General features: G+C 35.9%; 17 protein-coding genes and 2 pseudogenes. 14 read left to right on the forward strand and 5 right to left on the reverse strand.

The features are described 5' to 3' along the window. Positions 1-41 precede the first annotated feature (41 nt). Positions 42-347, reverse strand: a complete 306-nt coding sequence (locus PYW32_RS03115) for a CHY zinc finger protein (RefSeq protein ID WP_016175787.1) — start codon at positions 345-347, stop codon at positions 42-44. A 67-nt stretch (positions 348-414) separates the two neighbouring features. On the opposite strand from PYW32_RS03115, the gene PYW32_RS03120 reads away from it, so the two are divergent. Next, a complete protein-coding gene (locus tag PYW32_RS03120) occupies positions 415-966 on the forward strand; it encodes a biotin transporter BioY (protein WP_016175786.1) in 552 nt (183 codons plus the stop codon). Positions 967-1013: 47 nt separating this feature from the next. Here PYW32_RS03120 and PYW32_RS03125 read toward each other — a convergent pair. Beyond that, positions 1014-2234: pseudogene (locus PYW32_RS03125) on the reverse strand (alpha-L-fucosidase). On the opposite strand from PYW32_RS03125, the gene PYW32_RS03130 reads away from it, so the two are divergent. The 3 genes and pseudogenes from PYW32_RS03130 to PYW32_RS03140 all read left to right on the forward strand — a co-directional run bounded on the left by PYW32_RS03130 (position 2198) and on the right by PYW32_RS03140 (position 4053). Continuing rightward, the gene (locus tag PYW32_RS03130; RefSeq protein ID WP_016175784.1) at positions 2198-2740 is read left to right on the forward strand and encodes a family 20 glycosylhydrolase; all 543 of its coding nucleotides are present in this window, start codon (positions 2198-2200) and stop codon (positions 2738-2740) included. The pseudogene PYW32_RS03125 and the gene PYW32_RS03130 sit on opposite strands and share 37 nt — an antisense overlap. 6 nt (positions 2741-2746) lie before the next feature. Further along, positions 2747-3097: a glycoside hydrolase family 20 protein gene (locus PYW32_RS03135; protein WP_016175783.1), complete on the forward strand. Its 351-nt coding sequence runs from the start codon at positions 2747-2749 to the stop codon at positions 3095-3097. Positions 3098-3109: 12 nt separating this feature from the next. Then, positions 3110-4053, forward strand: a pseudogene (locus tag PYW32_RS03140) (glycosylasparaginase). A gap of 103 nt (positions 4054-4156) precedes the next feature. Here PYW32_RS03140 and PYW32_RS03145 read toward each other — a convergent pair. Further along, positions 4157-4801, reverse strand: a complete 645-nt coding sequence (locus PYW32_RS03145) for a copper homeostasis protein CutC (protein ID WP_016175781.1) — start codon at positions 4799-4801, stop codon at positions 4157-4159. Between the two features lie 80 nt (positions 4802-4881). On the opposite strand from PYW32_RS03145, the gene PYW32_RS03150 reads away from it, so the two are divergent. The 6 genes from PYW32_RS03150 (at position 4882) to PYW32_RS03175 (ending at position 12571) form a co-directional block, all read left to right on the forward strand. Further along, a complete protein-coding gene (locus PYW32_RS03150; protein ID WP_016175780.1) occupies positions 4882-5724 on the forward strand; it encodes a methyltransferase domain-containing protein in 843 nt (280 codons plus the stop codon). A 294-nt stretch (positions 5725-6018) separates the two neighbouring features. Beyond that, complete coding sequence (locus tag PYW32_RS03155; RefSeq protein ID WP_016175779.1) at positions 6019-8037, forward strand: Ig-like domain-containing protein; 2019 nt, start codon at positions 6019-6021, stop codon at positions 8035-8037. A 132-nt stretch (positions 8038-8169) separates the two neighbouring features. After that, positions 8170-8673, forward strand: coding sequence for a tRNA (uridine(34)/cytosine(34)/5-carboxymethylaminomethyluridine(34)-2'-O)-methyltransferase TrmL (trmL, locus tag PYW32_RS03160; RefSeq protein WP_016175778.1), 504 nt, complete (start codon positions 8170-8172; stop codon positions 8671-8673). Between the two features lie 9 nt (positions 8674-8682). Next, the gene (locus PYW32_RS03165; RefSeq protein WP_016175777.1) at positions 8683-9306 is read left to right on the forward strand and encodes a histidine phosphatase family protein; all 624 of its coding nucleotides are present in this window, start codon (positions 8683-8685) and stop codon (positions 9304-9306) included. A 24-nt stretch (positions 9307-9330) separates the two neighbouring features. After that, a complete protein-coding gene (gene recD2 / locus PYW32_RS03170) occupies positions 9331-11838 on the forward strand; it encodes an SF1B family DNA helicase RecD2 (protein WP_016175776.1) in 2508 nt (835 codons plus the stop codon). 277 nt (positions 11839-12115) lie between these two features. Beyond that, complete coding sequence (locus PYW32_RS03175) at positions 12116-12571, forward strand: hypothetical protein (protein ID WP_016175775.1); 456 nt, start codon at positions 12116-12118, stop codon at positions 12569-12571. A gap of 300 nt (positions 12572-12871) precedes the next feature. Here PYW32_RS03175 and PYW32_RS03180 read toward each other — a convergent pair whose 3' ends face one another. After that, on the reverse strand, positions 12872-14821 hold the full coding sequence (locus PYW32_RS03180) for a UvrD-helicase domain-containing protein (protein WP_016175774.1): 1950 nt from the start codon (positions 14819-14821) through the stop codon (positions 12872-12874). Next, positions 14806-16887, reverse strand: a complete 2082-nt coding sequence (locus tag PYW32_RS03185; protein ID WP_016175773.1) for an AAA family ATPase — start codon at positions 16885-16887, stop codon at positions 14806-14808. Before PYW32_RS03185 ends, PYW32_RS03180 begins: the two co-directional genes overlap by 16 nt. 211 nt (positions 16888-17098) lie before the next feature. On the opposite strand from PYW32_RS03185, the gene PYW32_RS03190 reads away from it, so the two are divergent. The 4 genes from PYW32_RS03190 to PYW32_RS03205 are packed head-to-tail and all read left to right on the forward strand — an operon-like array spanning position 17099 to position 25158. Further along, positions 17099-19129: a site-specific DNA-methyltransferase gene (locus tag PYW32_RS03190; RefSeq protein WP_016175772.1), complete on the forward strand. Its 2031-nt coding sequence runs from the start codon at positions 17099-17101 to the stop codon at positions 19127-19129. 12 nt (positions 19130-19141) lie between these two features. Next, the gene (locus PYW32_RS03195; RefSeq protein ID WP_016175771.1) at positions 19142-22045 is read left to right on the forward strand and encodes a type III restriction-modification system endonuclease; all 2904 of its coding nucleotides are present in this window, start codon (positions 19142-19144) and stop codon (positions 22043-22045) included. After that, the gene (locus PYW32_RS03200) at positions 22035-23306 is read left to right on the forward strand and encodes a ParB N-terminal domain-containing protein (protein ID WP_016175770.1); all 1272 of its coding nucleotides are present in this window, start codon (positions 22035-22037) and stop codon (positions 23304-23306) included. The genes PYW32_RS03195 and PYW32_RS03200 overlap by 11 nt, the downstream gene beginning before the upstream one ends. Then, positions 23296-25158 carry a DEAD/DEAH box helicase gene (locus tag PYW32_RS03205; protein ID WP_016175769.1) on the forward strand — a complete coding sequence of 621 codons (1863 nt, stop codon included), beginning with the start codon at positions 23296-23298 and terminating at the stop codon, positions 25156-25158. The genes PYW32_RS03200 and PYW32_RS03205 overlap by 11 nt, the downstream gene beginning before the upstream one ends. The last annotated feature ends 269 nt before the right edge of the window (positions 25159-25427 follow it).

Genomic DNA, 25427 nt, shown 5'->3' on the forward strand with positions numbered 1-25427 from the left:
AGAAAGAAACGTCTATTAGTGCAGACGTTTCTTTTTTATACCTACTTATCGCTAAAATAAATAGACTCGTGTAACTGGCATTTCGGATTGAAGCTAGCATGGCAATAGGGACATGCGCCTGTTTTATATTGAGCGAACGTCAATGTCGTGCGACAACGCCCACAGATTACAGGAGCAGAATCAGTCCTTGGAATTGCTTCAAATGGATGTGTTTCGCAGCTATCATGACATTGATAACAGGCATAATATTTTTGACATGTCAGGCATTTTAAACCGACAATATCATTTTCTTGATGGTAATGACTACATCTTCCCTCAGTATCAATCCCTTTTCCGTAAATAATCATCAAAAAACCTCTTCCCTTTTGTTAACCATTATAATATAATTGGTTAACAAAAAGAAAGGAGTTTTTTATGCGTACAAAAGATATTTCGATGGTGGCGATGATGATGGCAATTATTATTGTTTTAGGAATGATTCCACCGATTCCATTAGGTTTTATTCCAGTACCAATTGTGTTACAAAATTTAGGAATTATGTTAGCAGGGATTGTATTGGGAGCGAAAAGAGGCGGGTTAGCAGTTGCTTTGTTTTTAATCTTAGTTGCTGTAGGGATGCCGTTTTTATCTGGTGGTTCAGGCGGTTTTTCAGTTTTTCTAGGACCGACAACTGGTTATTTAATCGGTTGGTTTATTTCAGCTATTTTAATTGGTTTGGGACAAGAAAAATTTATGACAACAAAAAATTGGGGAATTAAATTTTTAATTGTTGCACTACCAGGTGTCTTGTTGGTCGATTTATTAGGATCAATTGGACTTTCAATCGTGACTGGTATGAATCTATCTGCTGCCATTATTTCCAGTGCTGTTTTCATCCCAGGTGATACTTTAAAAGTAATTCTAGTCATTATCATTGCCGAGCGATTATTGAAAGTTATTTATCGTAAGGAAAGAGTAGTTTATTAATAGAGAATATTAAAAGCACTTAGGAAAATTTTTCTAAGTGCTTTTGTTCACTCATTTAAAAATATTTCAATCACAGGTACCAAAGCATCAGGACGTTTAGTTGGTAATTGCAAGACAATATCATTAGGTTCAATAATGGTTTCTGTGGTTGTAATGACTTCTTCGGGATCAAAACCTCGGTAAAAGACTTCAGAACCATCATTTAAAAATTGCGCATAGCGAATTTTTCCTGCTAAATCTTTTAAATGAATATGGAAATAGGGCCAAGAAAAAATATGCAAGTAGAGACGATTGCCATTTTGAGTATAGCGACAATCAACAGGTGGCACAAAGTCACTTGGACCACATTGTTTAATAGAACGATTGTGGAGATAAAACCATTCACTTAAATCAGAGAATCGTTCTTTAGATTGTTTATCAATTAATCCGCGTCCGTTTGGTCCGGTATTCATTAAGAAATTGCCACCTTTTGCGACAGTGTCAATTAGCATTTGTAAAATTTGTTCGGAGGATTTCCACTGTTGGTTGTCTCGATCGTACCCCCAAGTGCCATTCATTGTTTGACAAGCTTCCCATAGAACTGGGAGTCCATCTTTGTATAAGGGTTTGTCTGGTTGATATTGTTCAGGTGTGGTAATTCCATGACCCAAATCAAAGCGATCGTTAATTAACATTTCTGGTTGTAAGGTTCGACAAATTTTTTCTAAACGACGTGCATCCCAATCGTTTGCACCTTTGCCAACAGACCACTCCTAATCACGATGTGCATAAGAAAAATCAAACCACATATAATCGATTTTGCCGTAATCTGTCAATAATTCTGTTACTTGTGCTGCAAGAAAATCTTGGTATTTTTTTAAATCTCGCTGAGAATTACTTGCTCGATAGGTTTCATCTTCACGACAAGGATGAAGTCCATCAATTGGAAATTCGGGATGATACCAATCAATTAAGGAATGATATAATCCGATTTTTAATCCTGCTTGTCGAAATGCTGGTAAAAGTTCAGCCAGTAAATCGCGGCCAAAAGGTGTATTAGTAATCTTATAATCGGATTCTTTGGTATCCCAAAAAGCAAAGCCTTCATGATGTTTCGTCGTAAATACGACGTACTCTGCACCGGTGGCTTTAATTTCTTGTGCCCATTGATTGGCATCGAATAAATCTGGATCAAAGTGTTCAAAATATTTACGGTAATTTTCTGGTGTAATTTGTTCATTTTGAATCAGAAGTGGCGCCGGAAATTGTTTCAGAGGAGCATCTGACAAAAGATGAGATTCGTGAAATTATTTTATATGCACAACATGCAGGGATTGAAATCATTCCTGATTTCGATAGTCCGGGGCATTTAAAACAAATTCTACGGACACATCCCGAATGGCAGCTACAAAAGAAATTAGCTGATGGCACATTAGAGAAAGATCCTGCTGCGTTGAATATTTGTGATCCCGCAGCCGTGGCGTTCATCTTGTCGATTTACCAAGAATATGCTGAATTATTTACAGATAGTACCTATTTTCATATCGGTGGCGATGAGTTTGTTGATTTTGACCAAATTGAGGCGTATCCAGAATTACGTGCGTATGCCAAAGCAACTTATAGTGAAGCAGCAGAAGGAATCGATACGTTTGTCGCTTATGTCAATCAATTAATTGAAAAAGTGAGTGAGTGGGGATTTGTGCCACGAATCTGGAATGATGGTTTCTTCCGTTTAAATCGTGGGGAACAAGTACCATTAGCTAAAAACGTTGAGATTACTTATTGGACAAAATGACAATATATGGCACCGGTCACAACATTTTTAGAAAAAGAGTATACAGTGATTAATTTTAATGACAATTATTTTTATTATGTGTTAGGTGAAAACGCGGGCTACAGTTATCCGACGTACGAAAAAATTATGACGCAGTGGACGCCCGAAATGTATCCGCAACAACAAATCGTGCCACAGCTGACGTCGCAATTACCAGGCATTGCTTTAGCTATTTGGTGTGACCGACCAGAAGCACAAGAAACTGCGATTTTCTGGGAAATTATGTCGTACCTTTTATTTGCGGCGATGCAAAAATTAACAACACCATTTGCCGATAAACAACAAATTGAAAAAATAATGACAACATACTTTCAATAAGGAGGAGTTTTTATGTGGGGAATCATTGCAACGTGGCGCATGGCATTTGATGGGGTGTCTGCCGCAAGCCAGTTACTCAAAGAGGGCGTAGCAGTTGGTGATGCGATTGAATCGGCGGTCCGTTTAGTGGAAGACAACCCGTTGTATAAATCAGTTGGTTATGGTGGTTTACCGAACATTCAAGGGACGGTGCAGTTAGACGCAGCGTATATGGATGGCGATACCTATCAAATCGGTGGCGTAGCAGGTATGTCAGATGTAAAAAATCCTATTTCTGTAGCGAAACAGCTGAGTAAAGAACGCTTTAATAGTTTTTTAGTGGGTGATGGAGCTCGTGAGTATGCCATTTTGCATGGTTTTGATGTTCAAAATATGTTGACTGATCGAGCGAAGGATGAATGGGAGAGACGTCTAGCCGAAGTCCAAAAAAATCAGTTAAATCCTTACGATGGACATGATACGGTCAGCATGGTGGGACTTGATGTCAGTGGCAGTATGGCAACTGGGACATCTAGCTCAGGTTTATTCATGAAGCAACCTGGTCGCGTGGATGATTCACCTTTAAGTGGTTCGGGTTTCTATGTCGATAGTGAGATTGGAGGAGCTGCTGCCACTGGTTTGGGCGAAGATTTAATGAAGGGCTGCTTGTCTTATGAAATCGTTCGTCTAATGAAAGAAGGACGCACGCCACAAGAAGCCTGCGATCAAGCCGTCTATGATTTTGATAGTCGCTTAACAAAACGCAATAAAAAAGCGGGTGCTTTCTCGTTGATTGCTATGGATTGTCAGGGTGCATGGGGCGTTGCTACAAATGTAGAGTTACCTTTGTTGTGGCAACACAACAACAGAAACCAACGATGTATGTCGCAACACCTGCTCAAAACCAGCAAACAACTATTGAAAAAATTACTGAAGAGTGGTTGGAACAACAACGTAAAAATCCAACTGTCGATTAATCATCAGAAGGTTATCTAAGCAAAAACAATCCGAAAAGAAGATGTGTGGACCTGAATGCTCACAGGATGGACGCTATCTTTTACGGATTGTTTTTTGTCGCTATTATAATGAATCTAACGGGACAATTTTGGTTCCATGAACTTCTGTTACACCTAATGTATCAACAACCTCTTGGGCATTTTCAAAGGTAATACCACCACCGGGTAAAATAATAATTCGCTCGTTGGCATGAGCAATTAAGGCTTTGAGATGGTCATAATTGTCGGCAATTGGTGTGCCGCTTGGTCCACCATGGGTTAGAATACGGGTCACCCCACGTTCTGCTAACCAATCAATTGCTTCAAATTGACGTTCTTTGGCAATTGCATCAAATGCCATATGGAAGGTGATTTGTAATCCTTCTGCGTTATCAATTAACATCTCTAATGCTTCTTCATCCAACCAATTACTAGGTGTTAAACAACCAAAGACCACACCGTCAGTACCTAATTTTTTTGCTTCAATTAAATCCGTGTGCATGATTTTTAATTCAATATCAGTATAGATAAAATCCCCACCGCGTGGACGAATCATTGTCATCACAGTGACACCTTTTTCACCTGTATAACTTAACGCTTCCTCAATCACACCAGTACTTGGCGTTGTCCCACCAACTGCTAAATTGTCGCAAAGTTCGATGCGGTTGGCACCTTTAGCAATTGCTTGAGGTAAATCAGTATAATTTTCTGCACAAAATTCTTTTAACATCTTTTTGCTCCTTTTCTTTTGTTACTAGCATTTTAGCATAAGAATATGCTAAAGTAATGAAGGAAAGATGAGGAATCGAGATGTTAAAAAAAATTGACCGTAGTGCATTATTTTTACAAGAAAATGCACCTTTATTTCAATGTCCATTATGCCATGAACCGATGACCGCTTTAGCCAAAGGAATCATTTGTCCGAATCGTCATCGATTTGATTTGTCGAAAAAGGGAACATTGTATTTTTTAGATCACCAAATTAAAACAGAATATGACCATGAGATGTTTTTACATCGTGGAGCGATGATTCAAAGTGGCATGTATCAACCATTGCTTGATGTTTTAGCACCACTTTGTGAAAATGAACAAATTCTTGATGTTGGTTGTGGCGAAGGAAGTTTCTTAAACAATTTAGCCAAACAAGTTTCTTTAGGAGCGAGCATTGGTTTTGATATTTCAAAAGAAGGCATTTATTTAGCCACCAATCAACCGGCAAATTTATTTTGGTGTGTCGCTGATTTGACGAATTTACCTTTTGCGGATGCATCGTTTTCAACTATCTTGAATATTTTTTCGCCATCCAATTACCAAGAGTTTGACCGTATTTTAAAAACAGATGGTCAAGTAATTAAAGTTGTGCCGCGCAGTGGCTATTTAAAAGAACTACGTGCTGCTTTTTATCCCGAAGATGCGCAAAAACAAAGCTATTCAAATCAACAAGTTGTCGATAAGTTCCAACAAATTTATCCTGATATGACACAAACACAGGTGACCTATGTGTTTGATATTCCTGAAAAAAATCGCTTGTCTTTATTAGAAATGTCACCGTTAGAGTGGGGCGTTTCACCAGAAAGAAAGGCAAAAATTCAAGCAAATCCTCTAACACAAATTACAATTGATTTAGATATCTTAATTAGCAAAAAAAATTGAAGTTTTTTTGAATTTTTCTAGATTAATCCCTTGCAATCAGAGAGTAAGAATGATATATTAATTTCAAGTCATTTTTCATTGGTTTTTATCAGCATCCTGTTCTGATAAAAGTTAGTGAAAAGAGCTTCACTAACGTAACAACTCGCAGTGCTGGACACCGAGTTGGTACGTTTTTTTTATGCACTCAAATACATTTCAATCTTTAAGAAAAAAGTGAGTTATCTTTTGATAAATTTCGATAGATGGTGTTTAATTAAGTCAGATGAAAGCTTTTCAAATGGAGGAGTGAACACAATGAAAAAGTTTACGTATCAAACAGTAAGCAAAACGGCTTTGTTTACATTATTCGTACCTTTTTTACTAACAAGTACAGTAGCCTTAGCCGAAGAGGGGGTACCTACAACTGTAGAAAGTACGGTAGAAACAACAGTTGCTATCGAACCTAATGCATTACAAGTAGCGAATGCTTCGTTAAGCATCAATGTAAATGAGGAACAACTTATTCAAGTAACTGTTTTACCAGAAAATGCTGAAAATAAACAAGTCTCATGGGCAAGTGCCAATGAACAGATTGCTAAAGTTACAGATGGACGTGTGCAAGGACTGAAAGCAGGGACAACGACGATTACTGCGAAAACGGTCAATGGATTGGAGCAAAAAATTAGCGTAACCGTGACAGATCCAGTCATTGAAGTTACAGATTCAGGAGATTCGGGGATTCGTCTTGCTGGATTAACGAGTGTGTTACCACAAGCAGCTACACTAAAAGTAGCAGTTATGCAACAAGAAACAGAAATTTATCAAAAGATTAAAGAAGAAACAAAAGGCGACATTCGTTTATATGACATTCAATTAGTGAATCAATCTGGTGAGGTACAACCCACTGGTACAGTCACAGTCTATATACCAGTCCCAAAAAAATTTAATCAAGAACGAGTGGAACTATATACTTATGATGCGCAAACGAAACAAGTAAAAGCAGTCAAAGGGAAGGTCGAAAAAAATTTTTATGTGTTCGAAACAACCCATTTTTCGTATTACGCATTAGTGGAAACGTTAGATACACAAATTTTAACTGATGGTATTAACCAAGCGACTGCCTTAGCCAAAGACCAGTACACACCTACTAGTTGGGCAGCATTGACGACTACTTTAACCACTGCACAAGATGTTGTGGTGAATGCCCAAGAGCAAGCGGACATTGATGCTGCAGTGAAGAACTTAACGCAAGCAATGGACAATTTAGTTGCGACACCTGATAAAAAGGCATTAGAGCAAGCAATTACGCAAGCGAAAAAAGCCAAACAAACAGACTATGAAGCAACTTCTTGGCAAGCTTTTCAAGAAAAATTAACACAAGCAACAACTGTTTTTGACAATGCGGATGCGACGAAAGAAGAAGTCGCAACGGCAGTCGAACAACTAACAAAAGCGCAAAAAGAATTACAAACAGTACAGGCGAAAGTTGATAAGAGCCAATTATCAGCTGCTATTAAAAAAGCCGAAGCACTGACATCAAAAGAATATACTGAAAAAAGTTGGCAAGCTGTTGAAACAGCGTTAGCAAAAGCCAAAGAAGTCGCAACAAGCGATGCTACGCAAGCGGCGGTGGATGATGCCACAAAAGCACTCACTACGGCTATAGATAAATTAGAAAAACAATCAGAGACACCAGCGGTTGATAAGCAAAAACTGGCAGAAGCTATTAAAAAAGCCGAAAAATTAGCAAAAGAACATTATACGGGTGAAACTTGGAAAGTTTTTGCTGAAAAATTGGCTGCTGCGAAAAAAATTATCGACCAAGCAGATGTTGTGCAACAAAAAGTGGACGATGCTTTAACTGAATTGACAAAAGCAAAAGAGGCATTAATTGCTAAAGCAGATAAAGAAACTTTAGGTAAGTTAATCGATCAAGCGTTAAAACTCAAAGCGATTGATTTTGATATGAAATCATGGGACGCGTTCAAAAATTCTTTAGCAGAAGCACAAGGCGTTTTTAACAATGCGAAAGCGACAGCGCAAGAAATTGCTGATGGTATTAAAAAATTAGAAGCGGATATCGCTGCCTTAAAAGCGGCACGCAATACTAGCACACGTAATAATTTTACTAGAAACACAACGACAAATACAACTCGTCGAAACAGCTCGTTCACTTTACCAAAACGAACCAATACAACGTATCCAACAAGTACGCGTAAAACAAGTTTGTTGCCACGTACAGGTGAACAATTCTCTGACTACTTACCAATTGTTGGGGGCGTGATAGTGATTGCTGGTCTAGTGATTTTCATCAAACGCAGAAAAACAAATTAAGTCAGATGTCTGGGAGAAAGGTTCTCTCAGGCATTTTTTTTGCAAAATAAAAGAAGATGGTAAAAAATAAAAAATTGCGTTATCATTGTTAAGAATATCGATGAACTATTGAAAAAGAAAAGAGGATTTTTTGTGAATCATATTGTTTTATTTGAACCACAGATTCCAGCAAATACTGGAAATATTGCACGTACGTGTGCAGCAACGAATTCACCGTTACATTTAATTGAACCATTAGGCTTTTCTACGGATGATAAGCAGTTAAAACGTGCCGGTTTAGATTATTGGCATGATGTGAATATTACGTATCATAAAAGTTTAGCTGATTTTATGGCAAGCGTAGAAGGTCAAGCAGTCCATTTAATTTCTAAATTTGCGAATAAAGTGTATAGCGAAGAAACCTTTGATGATGGGCGTGACCATTATTTCTTATTTGGGAAAGAAACAACCGGATTGCCAGAAGAATTCATGCGTGAAAATGCAGAGAAATGTCTACGTATCCCAATGAACGACGAACATGTCCGTTCATTAAATCTATCCAACACAGCAGCCCTAATTGTCTATGAAGCATTGCGTCAACAAGGATTTCCCAATTTGGAACTCACGCATCACTACGAAAACGATAAAATCGATTAGGAGTTTATTATGCAACTTTATTTTACACGTCACGGTAAAACAGAGTGGAATCAAGCACGCCGTTTCCAAGGAATGAATGGGGATTCCCCTTTATTGCCCACAAGTTATGAACAAATCCGTTTGTTAGGTGAACATTTAAAAGAGATTCCCTTTGAAGCGATTTATTCTAGTCCGTTAAAACGTGCGCGTGAGACGGCTCAAGGAATCCAACAAGAATTGTTCCATCCGACTGAAATCATCTATAAGGATGGCTTACGAGAAATGGGTTATGGCGAATTAGAAGGTCAAAGCATTGATGACATGTATCAACTATACGGCAATGACTTAACGAATTTACGTCATCATTTAGATCGGTATGATCCATCTGCATTTAACGGAGAAACCACAGAAGAGATGTTGCAGCGAGTGTCATCGGTGATTTTTGAAGCAGTTGCCATACATGATGGTCCCCTGTTATTTGTCGGACACGGCGCTTCTTTTACCGCCACTGTGCAATATTTAGCAGGAAAAAAAGTTTCTGAATTAAAAGCAATGGGCAACTTATTAAATAATAGCTTAACAATTTTAGAAACAGTCGATAAACAAACGCCTTATCATCTTTCTCAGTGGAATGATGTTCGTTTTCTAGCGTAATTTTTTAAGAAAGGAGCGGGAACCATGTTGCCAGAAAAAACGTATGTTGTCGGCAAGGTTGCCGCTATTTTTTTTCAAAATCCAAGTAATTTTTTTAAAGTATTACTCGTTCGCATTGAAGAAACCAATGCCGAATATCGTGAAAAAGAAATAGTGGTAACAGGAAGTTTTGGCGAGGTACAAGAAGAAGAGAGTTATCGTTTCTTTGGTGAAATGGTTGAACATCCAAAATACGGTGAACAATTAAAAGCTGACACGTATCAAAAAGAACAACCTACTTCAGAAAATGGCTTAATTCATTACCTTTCAAGTGAAAAATTTCCAGGAATAGGTAAAAAAACAGCCGAACGAATTGTCGATTTATTAGGTGAACAAGCCATCGACCGTATGATTGCAGAACCAGAATTGTTAGGACAGGTACCTGGGTTAACCGAGAAAAAACAAAAGATGATGTTAGAAACCATTCGTTTAAATTATGGGATGGATCAAGTCATTGTCGGTTTAAATCGTTTTGGCTTTGGTAGTCAGCTGGCCTTTGCAATTTATCAAGCTTATAAAAATACGGCGATTGAAATGATTGAAGAAAATCCGTATCGTTTGGTTGAAGACATTGAAGGTATTGGATTTAAAAAAGCCGATAATATTGCGGAACAATTAGGCATTGAAGCTACTTCGCCTAAACGGATGCGTGCTGCCATTTTGCACCAAATTTTCCAACAATCGATGCAAACCGGCAATACGTATGTCCCTGCACAAGAATTGCTGGATCAAACGATTCGTTTGTTAGAAACGAGTCGACCAGTGGAAATTCATCCAGAACAAGTAGCTGACGTGGTTATCCAGTTGGTCGATCAAGGAAAAATCCAACAAGAGGGCACAAATTTATACGAAAATAGTTTGTTCTTTTCGGAATGGGGCATTGCGACGTCCATTCAACGCTTGTTGCAACGAAAAAAGGAAATCAATTATCCAGAAAAAACGGTGGAAAAATGTTTACGGAAAATTGAAAAACGCTTAGGTATTGTGTATGGTTCGTCTCAAGAAGAGGCTATCAAACAAGCCATTCGTTCGCCGTTATTTATCTTAACAGGAGGACCTGGTACAGGGAAAACCACCGTTATCAATGGAATTGTGCAATTATTTGCGGAATTAAATGAAGTGGATTTAGAACCAAGCAAATACACAGAAGAAACATTTCCTATTTTATTAGCAGCACCAACTGGTCGTGCTGCGAAACGGATGAATGAGACAACAGGTTTACCTAGTGGGACCATTCATCGTTTGTTAGGGTTAAATGGACGCGAAAAAGCAACAGCTATGGCACCTAAAGAATTAGAAGGTGGTTTATTAATTGTCGATGAAATGTCGATGGTCGATACATGGCTAGCCAATACCTTATTTAAATCTATCTCAACGAATATGCAAGTTATTTTTGTTGGGGATAAAGACCAATTACCCTCTGTTGGACCAGGACAAGTCTTGCACGATTTGTTAGAAATTGACGACATTCCCAAACAAGAATTAAACGAGATTTATCGTCAAGGAGATGGTTCAAGTATTATTCCATTAGCGCATGAGATTAAAAATGGTCGGTTGCCACAAAACTTTACACAAAATCAAAAAGACCGTTCCTTTTTTGCTTGTGATGCTTACAAAATTGAACCGATTATTGCGCAAATTGTACAACGTGCTAAAGATCGTGGTTTTACGCCACAAGATATTCAAGTGCTAGCACCTATGTATCGAGGGGCCGCCGGGATTGACGCACTCAATAAAATGATGCAAGAAATCTTTAACCCTAATCCTGATGGCAAGAAAAAAGAAGTGCATTGGAATGAAACGGTGTACCGCATTGGTGACAAAGTCTTGCAGTTAGTCAATTCGCCCGAAGACAATGTCTTTAACGGTGATATGGGGCAAATAGTAGGAATTACGTATGCCAAGAATTCAGAAGATAAAGTGGATGAATTAACAATTCAATTTGATGCCAATGAAGTAACGTATAAACGCAGTGAATGGAATAAAATTACCTTGTCGTATTGTTGTTCGATTCATAAATCGCAAGGTAGTGAGTTTAAAATGGTCATTTTACCGATGGTGCATCAATATCAACGCATGTTGCAACGGAATTTATTGTATACGGCAATTACTCGTAGCAAAGAATTGCTCATTTTATTAGGTGAATTACCGGCTTACCAACAATGTGTGGCGAATGAATCCAATTTGCGTTATACCACCTTAAAAGAACGTATTTTAGGCATTGATTCCTTGTCTTCAACTATGCGCCAACGCATTCATCAATACGAAGAAGCGGATGAAGAGCCATTTGCCGAAGAGGATAATGTGGCACCACTGCCAATAGTTGAGGCGTCAGAGGCACAAACATCTTTGTTTTCAGAAGAAGCTAGTCTGATTGAAGAAGCGTTCGAACAATTACCAGAGTATTTGACAGAAGAGGTCATCCAAACAGGACAAATAGATCCAATGATTGGAATGGCGGGAATTTCTCCTTACGACTTTCAAACCAATTAAAAAAGCGAGTTGCTTTAGCTGAACAGTCTGACAGCAGTCTTAACAAAATACTTATAACCTCCTAAACAGCTGATAATTTCATCGGCTGTTTTCTTTATAAATTAGCCTTATACTCCACTCGTTGCGCCGTGTGCGCCCAATAAACATAAAGTTAAGTAATTATCCGCTAAACTTGTAAAAGCTTCTTCAAAATGCGTAAAAATAATCCTCAAAAACCGACTGGACTTATTAAGGCAATCGAGTTATCATCGTGATGTAAAAGAACGAAAGGAAGAAAATGTACGAAAATTTTAAAACAAAAGTAACACTAAAGAAGCTAAGCAATGAACTCCGTCTGAACACCTACTGGGGCAGTTTTCCAGATACAGAAACCTTTACGAGCGACCTTCTGGGAAAATACGTTACTCCCGAAGAACTACCCAGTTTTCTACAAACGCTAGATATTTGTGAAAACGGAACGCAACTCTGTTTCACTCATACCGAAACGAACATAACTAAAGATGACTGGAGATCTAAAGACTACTATTTTACAATCGAGAGTAACTTTGAAGATTTTAAACAGCTCCTAACTGAAATTGTGAAAAGTCAAAGTACAGATGGAACGAAGTGTAATTTACAAACATTATTAAACCAAGAAGTAACATTTGTAGCAGAAGCTGAAAATAATACAATTCAATCCTTGTTGCAGATGACGGTGCTCAATCCGACAGCAGTCTTAACAAAATACCTATAACCTCAAAACAGCTGATTGGAAATCGTCAGCTATTTTTATAGTGTGTTAGGCATGGGGAGAACATATAGTTGGCGCGAGTCCAGTCGCAGGTAGTTGATGAAACCCTAAGACGAAATCCGTGATAACGAGATGAAGGAACCGGTGTAGTATAACTATCGATCCCGCGAATAGAAATTTGATAAAAGGCCAATTGATGAACGAGAACACGTAGCAGAATCTATTACATCAATTAACGCATTTAAAAAGGAAGGTGTAGCAAGATTTGAATTTATATAAATTTGTATTTTTCTAGAGTTAATATTAAGTTCCCTTATTATACACTTCAAATCCGACTTGCTCAAATTTCTGTATTTGCCTGTTTAAACCGCCAGTTACTTTGGTATTATCCAATAAAATAGTAAGATCTTTGCGTGCTCTTGAACATCCTACATAAAACAGTTTATAGGCACTTAAAATTCCATATATTTGTGACTCCCTAAAACATTTTTTCACATTAGTCACATTTGGTTTTGATATAAATGTTTGATAATCTTGCAGACAAAGTTTATTAAATAAATCGTTTCCCTGAAACATAGTCATTATATTAGACGCACTGTCTTTTAAGTAATCTTTATGAGGTATGAAACTACCCGCATTTAAAGCGCTAATTCTAACTCCCACTTTTTCAGTAATTTTAATTAATTCAAAAGAATATTGATAATAAAATTCTTCTAATGATGAGAGTGAAATATCGGTGTCTGACCAAAGATCAAAAAACTTATACATACTTACCGAAGGATTACTACCATTATCGGCAATGAAAATAACTTCATCGTGACTTTCTCCTTTTACCCCATGTTGTGTGGATACTTTTGGGGACTCTAAGTAGTCATAGAGTTTTACCACCTCATTAATAGGAACATTCAATGCGTCAGAATAACTATCATCTTCCATAATCTCGCTTAATGTTAATGATGTTTGCAGAATTTTTTCCTTTAAGTAAGTTAAAACATTTTGGATAGAGTTTTCGGAAGACGATAATATCGAAGCTAATTCAGCAAGAATTGTATTTAGATTAGCTTTATCTTGATGGTTTGATAATTTCCAATCTTTTATTCCAAGTATCGGCTGCTCTTCCTTAATTTTTTGGACAATTGCGCCGTAGTTATTGGAAGTGTAATTATTATTGATTTCTGCTACTAAAAAGATCAGTCTCATCAAAGAATCAGGGTTGTCTTTGGTGATATTTGTTAATACATCTACTACACTATACTTTTTGCCAAAAGAATAGCGTTCCATTCTACTAAACGTAGTATATAAAGAAGAACAACCGATTTTTTGAAATCTAGATCGATTAGATAGGAATAAAGTTAATGAATTTGGATAATTATTTAAAATTTTAGTCAATTCTTCATCAACATTTTTGCTAATAATTACTCTTGGATTAAAACTAGGAACAATGTCTACCATATCATCAGAGACATTTTGAACGAAACTGGAATCATTGTATATGTTATTTAGTAAACTTATGATCTTCGGAATTGACCGGTAGTTAGTGTTTAAAGCTTTACTAGAATCAAATTCTTTAAAATTTGGTTCAAAGTTTCCATCATAATTTTTGTAAATTTGTTGCATCTTATCACCAAATAGATATAAGGTTGTTCTTTTTCCTCTTAAACTTTCATAAAAAATATTTAGAACATCTACGGTTGTATCCTGATATTCATCAATAAAAACATGCTGGAATTTGTAAGATAATCTATTCTGTATTATTTTATACTTTAGAAAAATTTTACTTGAAAATGAAATCAGGTCATCATGACTTAACCCGCCATAATATAGGGAATTGAAGCTATTTTCATTGTAATATATATTTGTAATATTTCTTCGAAGAGTATCGATACTCAGATCTCCATATTTTTCAATGTACTTTAGATTGCTTTTAGTCTGATTTTCTTTAGCCTCTCTATTATCAATTCTTTGTTGTATACTGTCTTCGTAAGTTTCAAAGTATAAGTCAATAATTTCTTGACTACCAAAATATTGTTTCATGAAACTATTTAAAAATGAATGAATTGTTGAAATAGCAACATTAGGAGAAGAAAAACTATTAGAAAGCTCATCTGCGGCTCTATTGGTGTATGTTATGCACAATACATTATCTTTGGAGTTATTCGAAATAATGTCACGAATCATTTCTCGAATAGTAGTCGTTTTACCACTGCCTGCTGGAGCATTGACAATGAAAAAATTATCTATTTTTCTAGCCACTTTAGCCCCTCCTCAATATAGTAAGGCAACATACTTGTCAATTTATTATTTAGGACAACAGAATACATAAAATCTGTTTTATTTTTTGAAGTACTATTAATAATTTTCCTTACGCCAATAGATGCGTCGTTTGGTATCGAATATTTTAAATTGTCGCTCTTTCTTTTGTCTTTCCACCAAATTTTTGTCTGCGTATCGAATGACTTGATACCATATAATTTACATAACATTGCTTCTTCTAGTGTTCTTGTATAGCCATCCTTTTCACCTTGGAAAGTTAGGCATATATTATCTCTTATTAAAGCATACGGTTCTTTATTTTCTCTACAGGAGTAAATATCTTTAATAGTTTTTGTGTTTTCAGTTTTTGCTCTCATATTTAATAATTTATTTATAGAATCGTTTGTAGATTTGGAAGCTTCTATTTCTTTTTTAGTATTACATTCTTTTCCGTAATCTATATCTGTTATTATTAGCGATTTTATATCTAGATATTTTAGAATAGGTTCATAGTTAACTGCGTATGCCCCTCCGACTTGAACAAATGAAAGATACTGACTCTTTAGTTTAGGAAAGGGCGTTTTATCAGCTTTCAAAAGACTATTAATAAGCATCCGCTCTGTATCACCTTCATACAAAATAACTTTATCCGCAAAAATAATATCGGGAAAGCTAATTGAATAAAAATAGTTGTAAAAATCCAACAATTGAGGGGTACCTTCCAAATTATTATGAAAATTTCTTAAATCATATAAAGAACACTTAAAGCTATCAACTTTTCTGAGTACCCTCAATTGAGATAGCTTAGCACCTCTAACAACTTCGTGTGAGTGTGTAGTGATGAATCCTTGTAATTCTGGTCTAGAGGCAAAATAAGTTAGTAAATATTGCGAAAAAATATATTGCATTTGGGGATGCATATGAGATTCGGGTTCTTCTATTACAAACAAATTAACCAATAATGGATCAATTGTTTTATTAAATTTTTCTAGTTGCAAATGCATATAGATAAGGTTACTATATCCTAATCCTTGCGATGATTCATTTAAATAGTGTTCATCTAACATATACTTTGCACTAGTGATATTCTTAAGTAATGATTTAATGGATTCTTCTGTAATATCCATGTCAATAATGATTTCGTTTGCTTGACCACCGTTCGTCATTGAAATTGAAGACATAGTTTCTTTAAGTGAATTAATGGAAGTATCTTTTACAATTTGATCGATTTTTTCACTTTCGATAGCCTTTAATATTGTATCAGGTAAGCTTTCAATTGTTTTTGCCCACTTTTCATCTTCACTAGCAATATCAACAATATTTTTACTTAAGATTTTACTTCTGTCCGTACTAGTATCATCTAAGGTTCTCCCAGCCATAATTTTTTGAAAATTGAAAAGCTTTATGAAGTTTCTACGATCAACCTTTCCACCATTTTCGAATTTACTATCTGTAAATCTAATAGTTTCTGATAAGGAGTCAAAATATACTTTCAAAATTATTTTCTTAATATTTGCATCGTTATTATTTTCAGAGTCTGAAAGTATTTTTTTAGCACGATGTTCTAGTTTATCGTAATGATTTATTAGATTCTTTCTGAAAAGAGAGTTGTCTACATTATACTCGTAAACAAAATAGAAACTGGAAGAAGATGGATCAAGATCCATTATATAGTCAGCAAAATTTCTTATATCATCATTTGCAGCATCATAATCAATTTGAATTTTTAGCTTAATTGGCTCAATAATTATTTCATTCTGTTCATCTGTATCAGGAAAAATTAAATTACAAATATTGGAGATAATACTTTCTTTTTGTGTTTCTTCTTGAAAAAAAGCTAATATTAGTGGTAAAACTTCGTTTATCCACTTTTGAGTATTAACTACCGAAAAATCTTCACCAGAAAATTTTTCGTTACCAAAATTAAAAATACAATTCAGAAGTTCGACTAGCGAAGTTTTACCACTATTATTAGCTCCAGCAAGAAAAGTAATACCATTTTCTAGATTAAACGTTGCATGTGTAATTTGTCTAAAACCTGAAATTTCGATAGTTTTAATCTTCATATTATCCCCCAATTGTTTATCAATGTTATTTTACTATATTCTAACACGAGATGTATGTAAATACTAAGGAATACTGGAGTATGATTCATCCATAAAACTGCTGAAAGTAGCGGTTTTATGGTATAATAATACTAATAGTCATTTTACTATTTAACAGTATTCAGTAATTTAAAGTAAAAGACAAAATATGTATTAACGAGGAAGTGTCAAGATGTTACGAGATAATCAACAGTTTAATGAATCAATCAAATCAAATTCTGCGTTTTTGGACGAACTACGTCAAAAGATGCCAGAATTTTTTACTGCTACCAAATATGATGAAGAAGGCAATATTGTTGAAGCCTCAACCTTTGATAATGAAAAATTTCAACAAGCTTTAAAAGAACATAATATCGATGAACTTTCTAGTGGCTACCGTTTAGATTTTATTGGCAAAAACTATGCCAAGAAACAAGCAGGCGAACGCCCAACAACGGTGATTGTGCCAGATAATAATCACAACCAAAAAGAAGAAAATAAAAACAGTAAAAATCTATTTTTTACAGGTGATAATCTTGAAGTCTTACGTCACTTGCAACAAAATTATGCCAATAGTGTAGATTTTATTTATATTGATCCCCCTTATAATACAGGTTCGGACGGATTTGTTTATCCAGATAACTTTGAATATTCTGATGAGCAACTCAAAGATATGTTTGCTATAAGTGATGATGAATTAAAAAGATTGAAGTCAATTCAAGGCAAAGCGACCCATAGTGCTTGGCTGACTTTTATGTATCCAAGACTCTATTTAGCAAAGAGAGTACTGAAAGATACCGGTGTGATTTTTATTTCTATTGATGATAATGAACACTCTAACCTTAAATTATTATTAGATGATGTTTTTGGAGAAAATAGTTTTTTAGGAGATATAGTTTGGTTGAAAAAAAGAAAAGGCAGCTTTTTATCAAAAAAAGTTATTAGTATGACAGAAAATTGTATTTTATATGCAAAAAATAACAATGATAGAATTTACTTATATGGGGGGGGAACAAGTGAAAAAGAATCTCAGCCCATTATAAAACGCACTAATTCCTTTAGTAAACTAAAATTTAATAAATGTATAGTTAAGTCAAAATTGAAAGACGGAATTTATGAAAAAGGTGAATATGGAAAGGACGCCACCCCGGTACACCTTGAAAATGATATTGAAGTGAAGGACGGAGTAATAATTACTGATTTCATTTTATCTTCTAATTTTATTTGGAATCAAGATTTTTTAGATTCTGAGTTATCTAAAGGTACGAGAATCGTAATTAATACCTTAAATTTCCAGCCTAGAGCCTTTAGAAAATTTGATGAAAAGAATTTTAAAGGATTTCCAAGTTATATTGACGGTGTCAAAATTTCTGGCACCAACGAAGATGCATATGAAGAATTAGATAATTTGTTTAATCAAAAAAATATCTTTAGCTATACAAAACCTGTGAATTATATTATTGAGTTATTAAAAGCTGCAACAAATTTTAATAAAAATGCATTAATTTTAGATTTCTTCGCTGGCTCATCAACTACAGCTGATGCAGTAATGCAATTGAACGTTGAAGACGGTGGCAATCGACGATACATCATGTGTACCTTACCTGAACCAACCTTTACAGTGAACTCTGATGGTAAAGAAGTTCCAACCAAGGGTGGTGAGACAGCCTACAAAGCCGGCTATAAGTCCATTGATGAAATCTCTCGTGAACGTATCATCCGAGCAGCCAATAAAATCAAGGGCGAGAACCCTTTGCTCACTGAAACACAAGATTTTGGCTTTAAGCATTATCGTGTGGTACCACCAACCCAAGATACATTGGAGAAAATCGATTATGATGACCAGCTACAACTCGACCTATTTGATGATATGATTGATGCGCTTTCTAGTGAAAAATTAGGTGTGGCAGGGAGCGCGTCTGGAATTGATACAATCTTACAGACTTATCTTGCTAAAGATAATTATCAATTTGATGTAGATATAGAGATGGTAGACTTTTCAGGTATCCAATTGCCCTACGTGAATAATCAGAGAATTTATTTGATAGCGAAAAAATGGCAAACAGAGAATACTAAGGCCTTAGTTAACGCAATTGGTAAAAATGAACTGATTGTTCAAACAATTGTGGTTTATGGCTACACGCTTGAGATGGAAAGTTTACGAGAATTAGAGATTGCACTGAATCAATTAGAGAATAAAGTCAATCTGCAAGTGAGATATTAGGAGGCAGAAAGCATGAAGATTCTATTAGAAGAATTACCTCATCAGCTAGAAGCTCTCCAAGCATTGGATGAAGCCTTTTATGGTTTAGATGAACGAACTACAGATCCAGATAAAGATTATGTGTACGCCAATCCGATTATTAAAGGGCGAGGCAATGAGAATACAAACATTGATATCAAGATGGAAACTGGAACGGGTAAAACCTATGTGGGTGTACGTGCCATGTACGATCTGCATCAAAAATATGGTTTATTTAAATTTATTGTTGTGGTTCCTTCACCAGCAATTAAAGAAGGATGGAAAAACTTTATTGAAGCGGATTATGCCAAGCAGCACTTTTCGCAATTTTATGAAAATACACAAATCAACCTCAACGTGATCAATGCCGGAGATTTTAATAGCAAAAAAGGCTTGTTACCAGCCCACTTGGTAGAGTTTATTGAAGGTGATCGTCTAAATTCATCGACGATTCAAGTCTTATTGATTAATGCCGGCATGCTTAATTCTGCATCTATGAAGAAGGATTACGCTCAAACGCTCTTATCTGGTTGGACATCACCCTTAGAAGGACTTAAAGCCACTCGACCGATTGTGATGATTGATGAGCCTCATCGTTTTCCAAGAGATAAGGCGAACTATAAATCGATTACGGCAGTCGAACCGCAAATGATTATCCGTTTTGGGGCCACCTTTCCTGACGTAAAGGTCGGGAAAGGACGCCAAGCAAGCTTTGTGAAAGACTATTACCGCAAACAACCTCAGTTCAACCTGAATGCGGTCTCTTCTTTCAATAACGGTTTAGTTAAAGGGATTGATGTTTATTATCCTAATGTAACTGAAACGGAGTCTAAAGAGCGGTATGTGGTCGAATCAGTAACTAACCAACAACTCGTTCTTAAGCACAATTCAACTCTCTATACTTATGGTAAAGGTGATGACATTGGTTTTGATGGGGACATTTATTATGAGGGTGCCAAGAGACTATCAAATGGACTTGAATTGGAGAAGGGGATGTCTTTCTTACCTGCTACGATGACAAACTCTTACCAAGAACTCATTATTCGCGATGCGATTGAGAAGCATTTTGAGGCAGAAATACCAAATTTCATGCGTGAAAATGAGTATCAACCGAAAGTCAAAACTTTGTCACTCTTCTTTATTGATTCGATCAAGTCATATCGTGATGAAAAAGGATGGTTGAAAGAACTATTTGAGAAGCATCTTAGACGCAAACTAGAAGCACTGATTCGTGAGTTCCGCTTGAAAAAGTTACCTCGAGAGCAAGAATACTTATCTTTTTTACAAGCGACTTTGGCTGATTTGACTGAGAATGTTCACGCAGGCTACTTTGGTGAAGATCGTGGTTCAGGGGATGAAGCTATTCAAGCTGAGGTGGATGACATCTTAAAAAACAAAGAAAAACTACTGTCGTTTAAGGATGGAAAGGGGAATTGGCAAACTCGTCGTTTCTTATTTTCTAAATGGACTCTCCGCGAAGGTTGGGATAATCCCAATGTTTTTATGATTGCCAAGTTACGAACTTCAGGTAGTGAGAATTCTAAGATTCAAGAAGTCGGTCGTGGTTTACGATTACCAGTTGATGAGAATGGTCATCGGCTTTTACAAGATGAGCTTCCGAGCAGATTACGTTTCCTCATTGGTTACGATGAGAAAGACTTTGCAAATAAATTAGTTGCAGAAGTCAATGATGATGCTGTAGTTAAGTTAAATGAAAGTAAACTGACCCCTGCTATGATTCAATTAATTATCGAAAAAACAAATAATTTAGATGAAGAAACTTTATTAGGACAACTCGATGCTGCCAGTATTATTAAGCGCAATAATGATTTTAAAGAGAATGGCTTTGAGAAACTGATTGAATTGTATCCTGTTTTAACTGAAGCGACACAAGTTAAAACAGGAAAAATTACCACAGGTGGTCCTAAAAATAAACAGCGCATCAAGCTCAATAAAGAAAACTGGAATAAAATGCGCCATCTATGGGAGCAATTCTCAAACCGTTATATGTTAGAATTTGACCGTATCAATGACGAGGCTCTGCAGCTACTCATTGATGAAATGATTCGAGATAAGGATAACTTTACACTTCAGTATCCAGAATTCACTCGCAACGAATTGTATTATAATGACGAGAACGGTGAAATGCGTGTACGTGAACAAAAAGCCAATTACGATAGCCGTAAACCGATTACAGGTATGAAATATGGTGAATTTTTATTAAAATTGACCCAACGCACTAAATTGAAACCAGCGCAATTACACAAAAGCTTATTAAGTGCTTTAAAAGAAACCTATGGTGGCAATAAAGATTATTTAAATGAATTAACACTTAGCAATTTAGTCCGTGATTTTAAAGATCGATTTGAAAAGCGTTATGCTCAAAGTTATCGCTACCATCCTCTTGAATTTCAGGCCAGTACGTCTGTTTTTGATGTGATGAAGAATGATTTTAAAGAGGATATTTTAGCAACTATTATTGGTATCAATGAAGACAGCGATATAGTAGATGATGGACGACAACTCTATGAAATTCCGCCACTTCGTTACGATTCAATGAAACCCGAAAGAGAACTATTGAAGTACGGATATGGTTCAAATATCCTTTCTTTTGGTAAATTACCTAAAAAAGCGATTCAAGTTCCAAAGTATATGGGTGGGACCACAACTCCTGACTTTGTTTATATTGTTGAGCGAGAAGATAAGTCACATGTTTATTTATTGGTCGAAACCAAAGCAGAGGGGTCAGGGAAGCGTCTTAGCGATGAGCAGATTGTGGCAATACAAGAGCGTTTCTTTGGAGCTTTGAAACAATATGGTGTCGAATATCAGGAGGCAACGGCAGCACAAGATGTATACGATAAATTAAGAAAGGTGGCAAAGTTAAATGACAAATAATTTGATGGATTTAGGGAGAACTGGTGAAATTGCAAAAACGGGTGCTAAACCTAAATTACCCACAACGATTCCGAATTTAACAGATACAATGCTCGATGTGTACCGTATACCACTAAAATATTTGTACTATAACGATGAAAATGGGCGTATTTCCACACAGATTAAAAGAGAATTTGGTACTTTAACAGCTCAAACGGATGAAATAAACCCTGACTACAACAACAAGATAGCAATGTTTATTGAAGAAGATAATGCGACTGCTTTAAAAAAGACTAAAAAATCGATCAAAGAAAAAGGCCAACAAGTTTATGGTTATGTACTGCAAGATGGACGTATTATTGACGGTAATCGTCGTTTTACTGCATTGAGACAATTACAAACAGAAATTGGTACGAGTCAATATTTCGAAGCTGTTATCCTACCCTTTACTTATGATGCAAAAGCTAATCGAGCTCAAATTAAACGACTAGAGCTGGCAATCCAAATGGGTACGGAAGAAAAGTTACAGTATGATCCTGTTGATTTAGCAGTAGATATCTACCAAACAATTATACGTGATGGTTTGATGACGAAAAAAGATTATTCAAATGAGGCTAATATGACCGTAAAAGAAATTGAAAATCGAATTGCAACTGTTGAATTAGCTCATGATTTTCTTCATTTTATTAATGCGTCTCCAGAGGCATATTTTATTATTAAAGATGCTAAACTCTACAACCCTCTTTTTGAACTTGCAAAAAAATTTGCGACAAGTTTTCCTAATCAAGGACCAAAGTATGAACAGACTAAGGAGAGTGCTTTTAGCCTACTTGGGAAAATGGTTCATACCGGTGGGGATACAGTAAGAGAAGTTCGCGACTATTTAAAGAATATTGTTAGTTCAGCTGATAATGATGATTATAATGACTCTATCGAAGAGTTTGTCGAAGTATTTCGTGATAAACTAGAAAGTGGACCAATTCATTCAGCGGCAGATTACCGTAAACGTTTAGAAGAAGCAACACCTGAATTACGTCAGATCACTGAAGTATACAATAAGACTGTCAACCGTCAAAATCGTGGCAAGAACGTAGATAGTTTTATTGCAAATATAAAAGAAACGCTAAACACATTAAATGATATGAAGCGTGGAAATGGCTTAACAGGTAATTTGCAGTTTACTAATTTTTCTAAAGATCAAGTTGTCGAGATCCGCGACACTCTCATTAATATCAATCTGATTAGTGGAGATCTAATAGAGGTGTATGAAGATGAGCTTTAATGTCAAGTTGGTTGGCAATGAAGGTATGTTCAAGTTCATTGACAACGAAGATGGCATTTTAAAGACTCGAAAAATGAGTCGATTTTTGGAGAGGTATCATTCTTTTTTTCAAAACCTTGACCAATTAGAACTTTCAAGTGAGTTGAATTATGTTCAGCTCACTGAATTGATTACAAAACTTAATGATAGATTAGATGACAATTTAGAAATAGATGAAGAAGTACGCGTGTTTATTGAACAAAATAGCTATGCAATAGACGAACAGAAAATTGCCGGGATAACTATTAAAGAATACGATAATCGTTGGAACTTAGAATTACAACAATTTGAAGAAATTATTGATCAAGAAATCAGTCGTCCCTTGAAACCACAACAAATTCAGGCAAGTTTTTATTTATCAACTATGAAGCGTGCTGCAAATTTTAGTGTACCTGGGGCTGGCAAGACTGCGATGACCTACGGTGCTTTTGCTTATCTATCTTCTTCAGCCATAAATGAAGTCAATAAAGTGTTAGTGATTTCTCCACTTAATGCCTTTGAGGCGTGGCGCACAGAGTTTATTGAGGTGTTTGGCGACAAGCGTTCACTCCATTTTATGAATTTGAAAAATTTTAATAATCCAGGAGATATTCGAACAAATTGGGGAGTTGCTAACGTGATTGTGATTAATTATGAATCACTTTTTGGCTGGAAACTATCTGTCTTAAATGCCTTAATTGACGAAAAGACGATGATTGTGTTCGACGAGGTTCATCGTATAAAAAATCCAGTTGGGAAACGAGCCCAAAGTGCCTTAGAGCTAGGAAAGCAATCACGTTATCGTTACGTACTTACAGGAACTCCTATCCCAAATTCTTACAAAGATGTCTACAATTTTCTCCATTTGCTCTATGATAATGAGTATGAGTCCTTCTTTAGCTGGGATATCCATGATTTAGAAGCATCGAACGCTAACGAAATTAATGAGAAGTTACAGCCATTTTTTTGGCGTACAACAAAAAAAGATTTGAATGTCCCTGAAGCGGAACCAGACCAACTCCTCATCATCCAACCCAGTGAGAGACAAGTAGATTTAGCTAAAACGATCCATGAAGTTGAAACGAATGTTTTAGGACGATATATTCGTTTATTGCAAGCGTCAACTAATCCGGCACTCTTGACTGAAAAAATTAATTTGAATGATTTAGGTTTTTTATTTGATGAAATAGACTATTCGATTGAATCTGCACTAGATCAAGTTGAGCAAAATAAAGCGAAACAACGTATGTATTTTGATGCTGGCGTAGAATCAATGGTGACACCTAAGTTTACTGCAGGAATACAACTAATTGAACAACTGATTGCTGAAGGGAAAAAAGTTATTGTATGGGGAATGTTTGTTGGGACTATGCGTAAAATACACAATGTGTTAAGTGAAAGAGGAATACTTTCACATTTGATTTACGGGCAAACGCCTAAAGAAGATCGTGTTGAATTGATTAATGAGTTTCGTAATGGCCCCGTTCAAGTCCTCATTTCAAACCCTGCGACTTTAGGAGAATCTATCTCATTGCATCAATCAGTTCATGATGCTGTTTATTTTGAATACAATTTCAATCTGACTTTTATGTTACAATCTCGAGATCGTATTCATCGATTAGGTCTAGATGATAATCAATATACTCGCTATTATTACTTGATGACAGATGGAAATAATGCGCATAACGGCTTCATTGACCAATTAGTCTATGATCGGCTGAAAGAAAAAGAGCTAGTGATGATGAATGCCATAGAAGGTAATTTGTTACTTCCAGAGGTAGGAGATGATTATTTGGAGGATGTGAAGAAAATAATCACAAAGATTAGAGTATAGAATATTAATTACAAAATGATTGAACAGTGGACCGGATAAATTATTTGCTAATCGTTGCTTTTTGGACTTGTTGATTTTTTAATGTTAATTGACTTATCTTTAATATACGATTGCCTATTTAATACAACTTGTCATTTCGATACTTATTGGTCTATATCAGAAATAAAAACAGTAGCGAATTTAATAGTCGCTACTGTTTTTATTTACTGGGTTATAGGCTTTTTATCGGACTACTGACTGACATCACACCTTTGTGCAATTCGCTTTTT

Origin of the sequence: Enterococcus saccharolyticus subsp. saccharolyticus, from assembly GCF_029023825.1 — a bacterium.
In the GTDB taxonomy this organism is placed as follows: Bacteria; Bacillota; Bacilli; order Lactobacillales; family Enterococcaceae; genus Enterococcus_F; species Enterococcus_F saccharolyticus.

What these genes read in the sequence shown, in the direction of transcription:
- PYW32_RS03150 (WP_016175780.1), top strand. Translation starts at nt 4,882, where the DNA reads ATGTTAAAAAAAATTGACCGTAGTGCATTATTTTTACAAGAAAATGCA.
- PYW32_RS03195 (WP_016175771.1), top strand. Translation starts at nt 19,142, where the DNA reads ATGAAGATTCTATTAGAAGAATTACCTCATCAGCTAGAAGCTCTCCAA.
- PYW32_RS03190 (WP_016175772.1), top strand. Translation starts at nt 17,099, where the DNA reads ATGTTACGAGATAATCAACAGTTTAATGAATCAATCAAATCAAATTCT.
- PYW32_RS03120 (WP_016175786.1), top strand. Translation starts at nt 415, where the DNA reads ATGCGTACAAAAGATATTTCGATGGTGGCGATGATGATGGCAATTATT.
- PYW32_RS03205 (WP_016175769.1), top strand. Translation starts at nt 23,296, where the DNA reads ATGAGCTTTAATGTCAAGTTGGTTGGCAATGAAGGTATGTTCAAGTTC.
- PYW32_RS03200 (WP_016175770.1), top strand. Translation starts at nt 22,035, where the DNA reads ATGACAAATAATTTGATGGATTTAGGGAGAACTGGTGAAATTGCAAAA.
- PYW32_RS03155 (WP_016175779.1), top strand. Translation starts at nt 6,019, where the DNA reads ATGAAAAAGTTTACGTATCAAACAGTAAGCAAAACGGCTTTGTTTACA.
- PYW32_RS03165 (WP_016175777.1), top strand. Translation starts at nt 8,683, where the DNA reads ATGCAACTTTATTTTACACGTCACGGTAAAACAGAGTGGAATCAAGCA.
- recD2 (WP_016175776.1), top strand. Translation starts at nt 9,331, where the DNA reads ATGTTGCCAGAAAAAACGTATGTTGTCGGCAAGGTTGCCGCTATTTTT.
- PYW32_RS03115 (WP_016175787.1), bottom strand. Translation starts at nt 347, where the DNA reads ATGATTATTTACGGAAAAGGGATTGATACTGAGGGAAGATGTAGTCAT.
- PYW32_RS03135 (WP_016175783.1), top strand. Translation starts at nt 2,747, where the DNA reads ATGGCACCGGTCACAACATTTTTAGAAAAAGAGTATACAGTGATTAAT.
- PYW32_RS03185 (WP_016175773.1), bottom strand. Translation starts at nt 16,887, where the DNA reads ATGAAGATTAAAACTATCGAAATTTCAGGTTTTAGACAAATTACACAT.
- PYW32_RS03175 (WP_016175775.1), top strand. Translation starts at nt 12,116, where the DNA reads ATGTACGAAAATTTTAAAACAAAAGTAACACTAAAGAAGCTAAGCAAT.
- PYW32_RS03145 (WP_016175781.1), bottom strand. Translation starts at nt 4,801, where the DNA reads ATGTTAAAAGAATTTTGTGCAGAAAATTATACTGATTTACCTCAAGCA.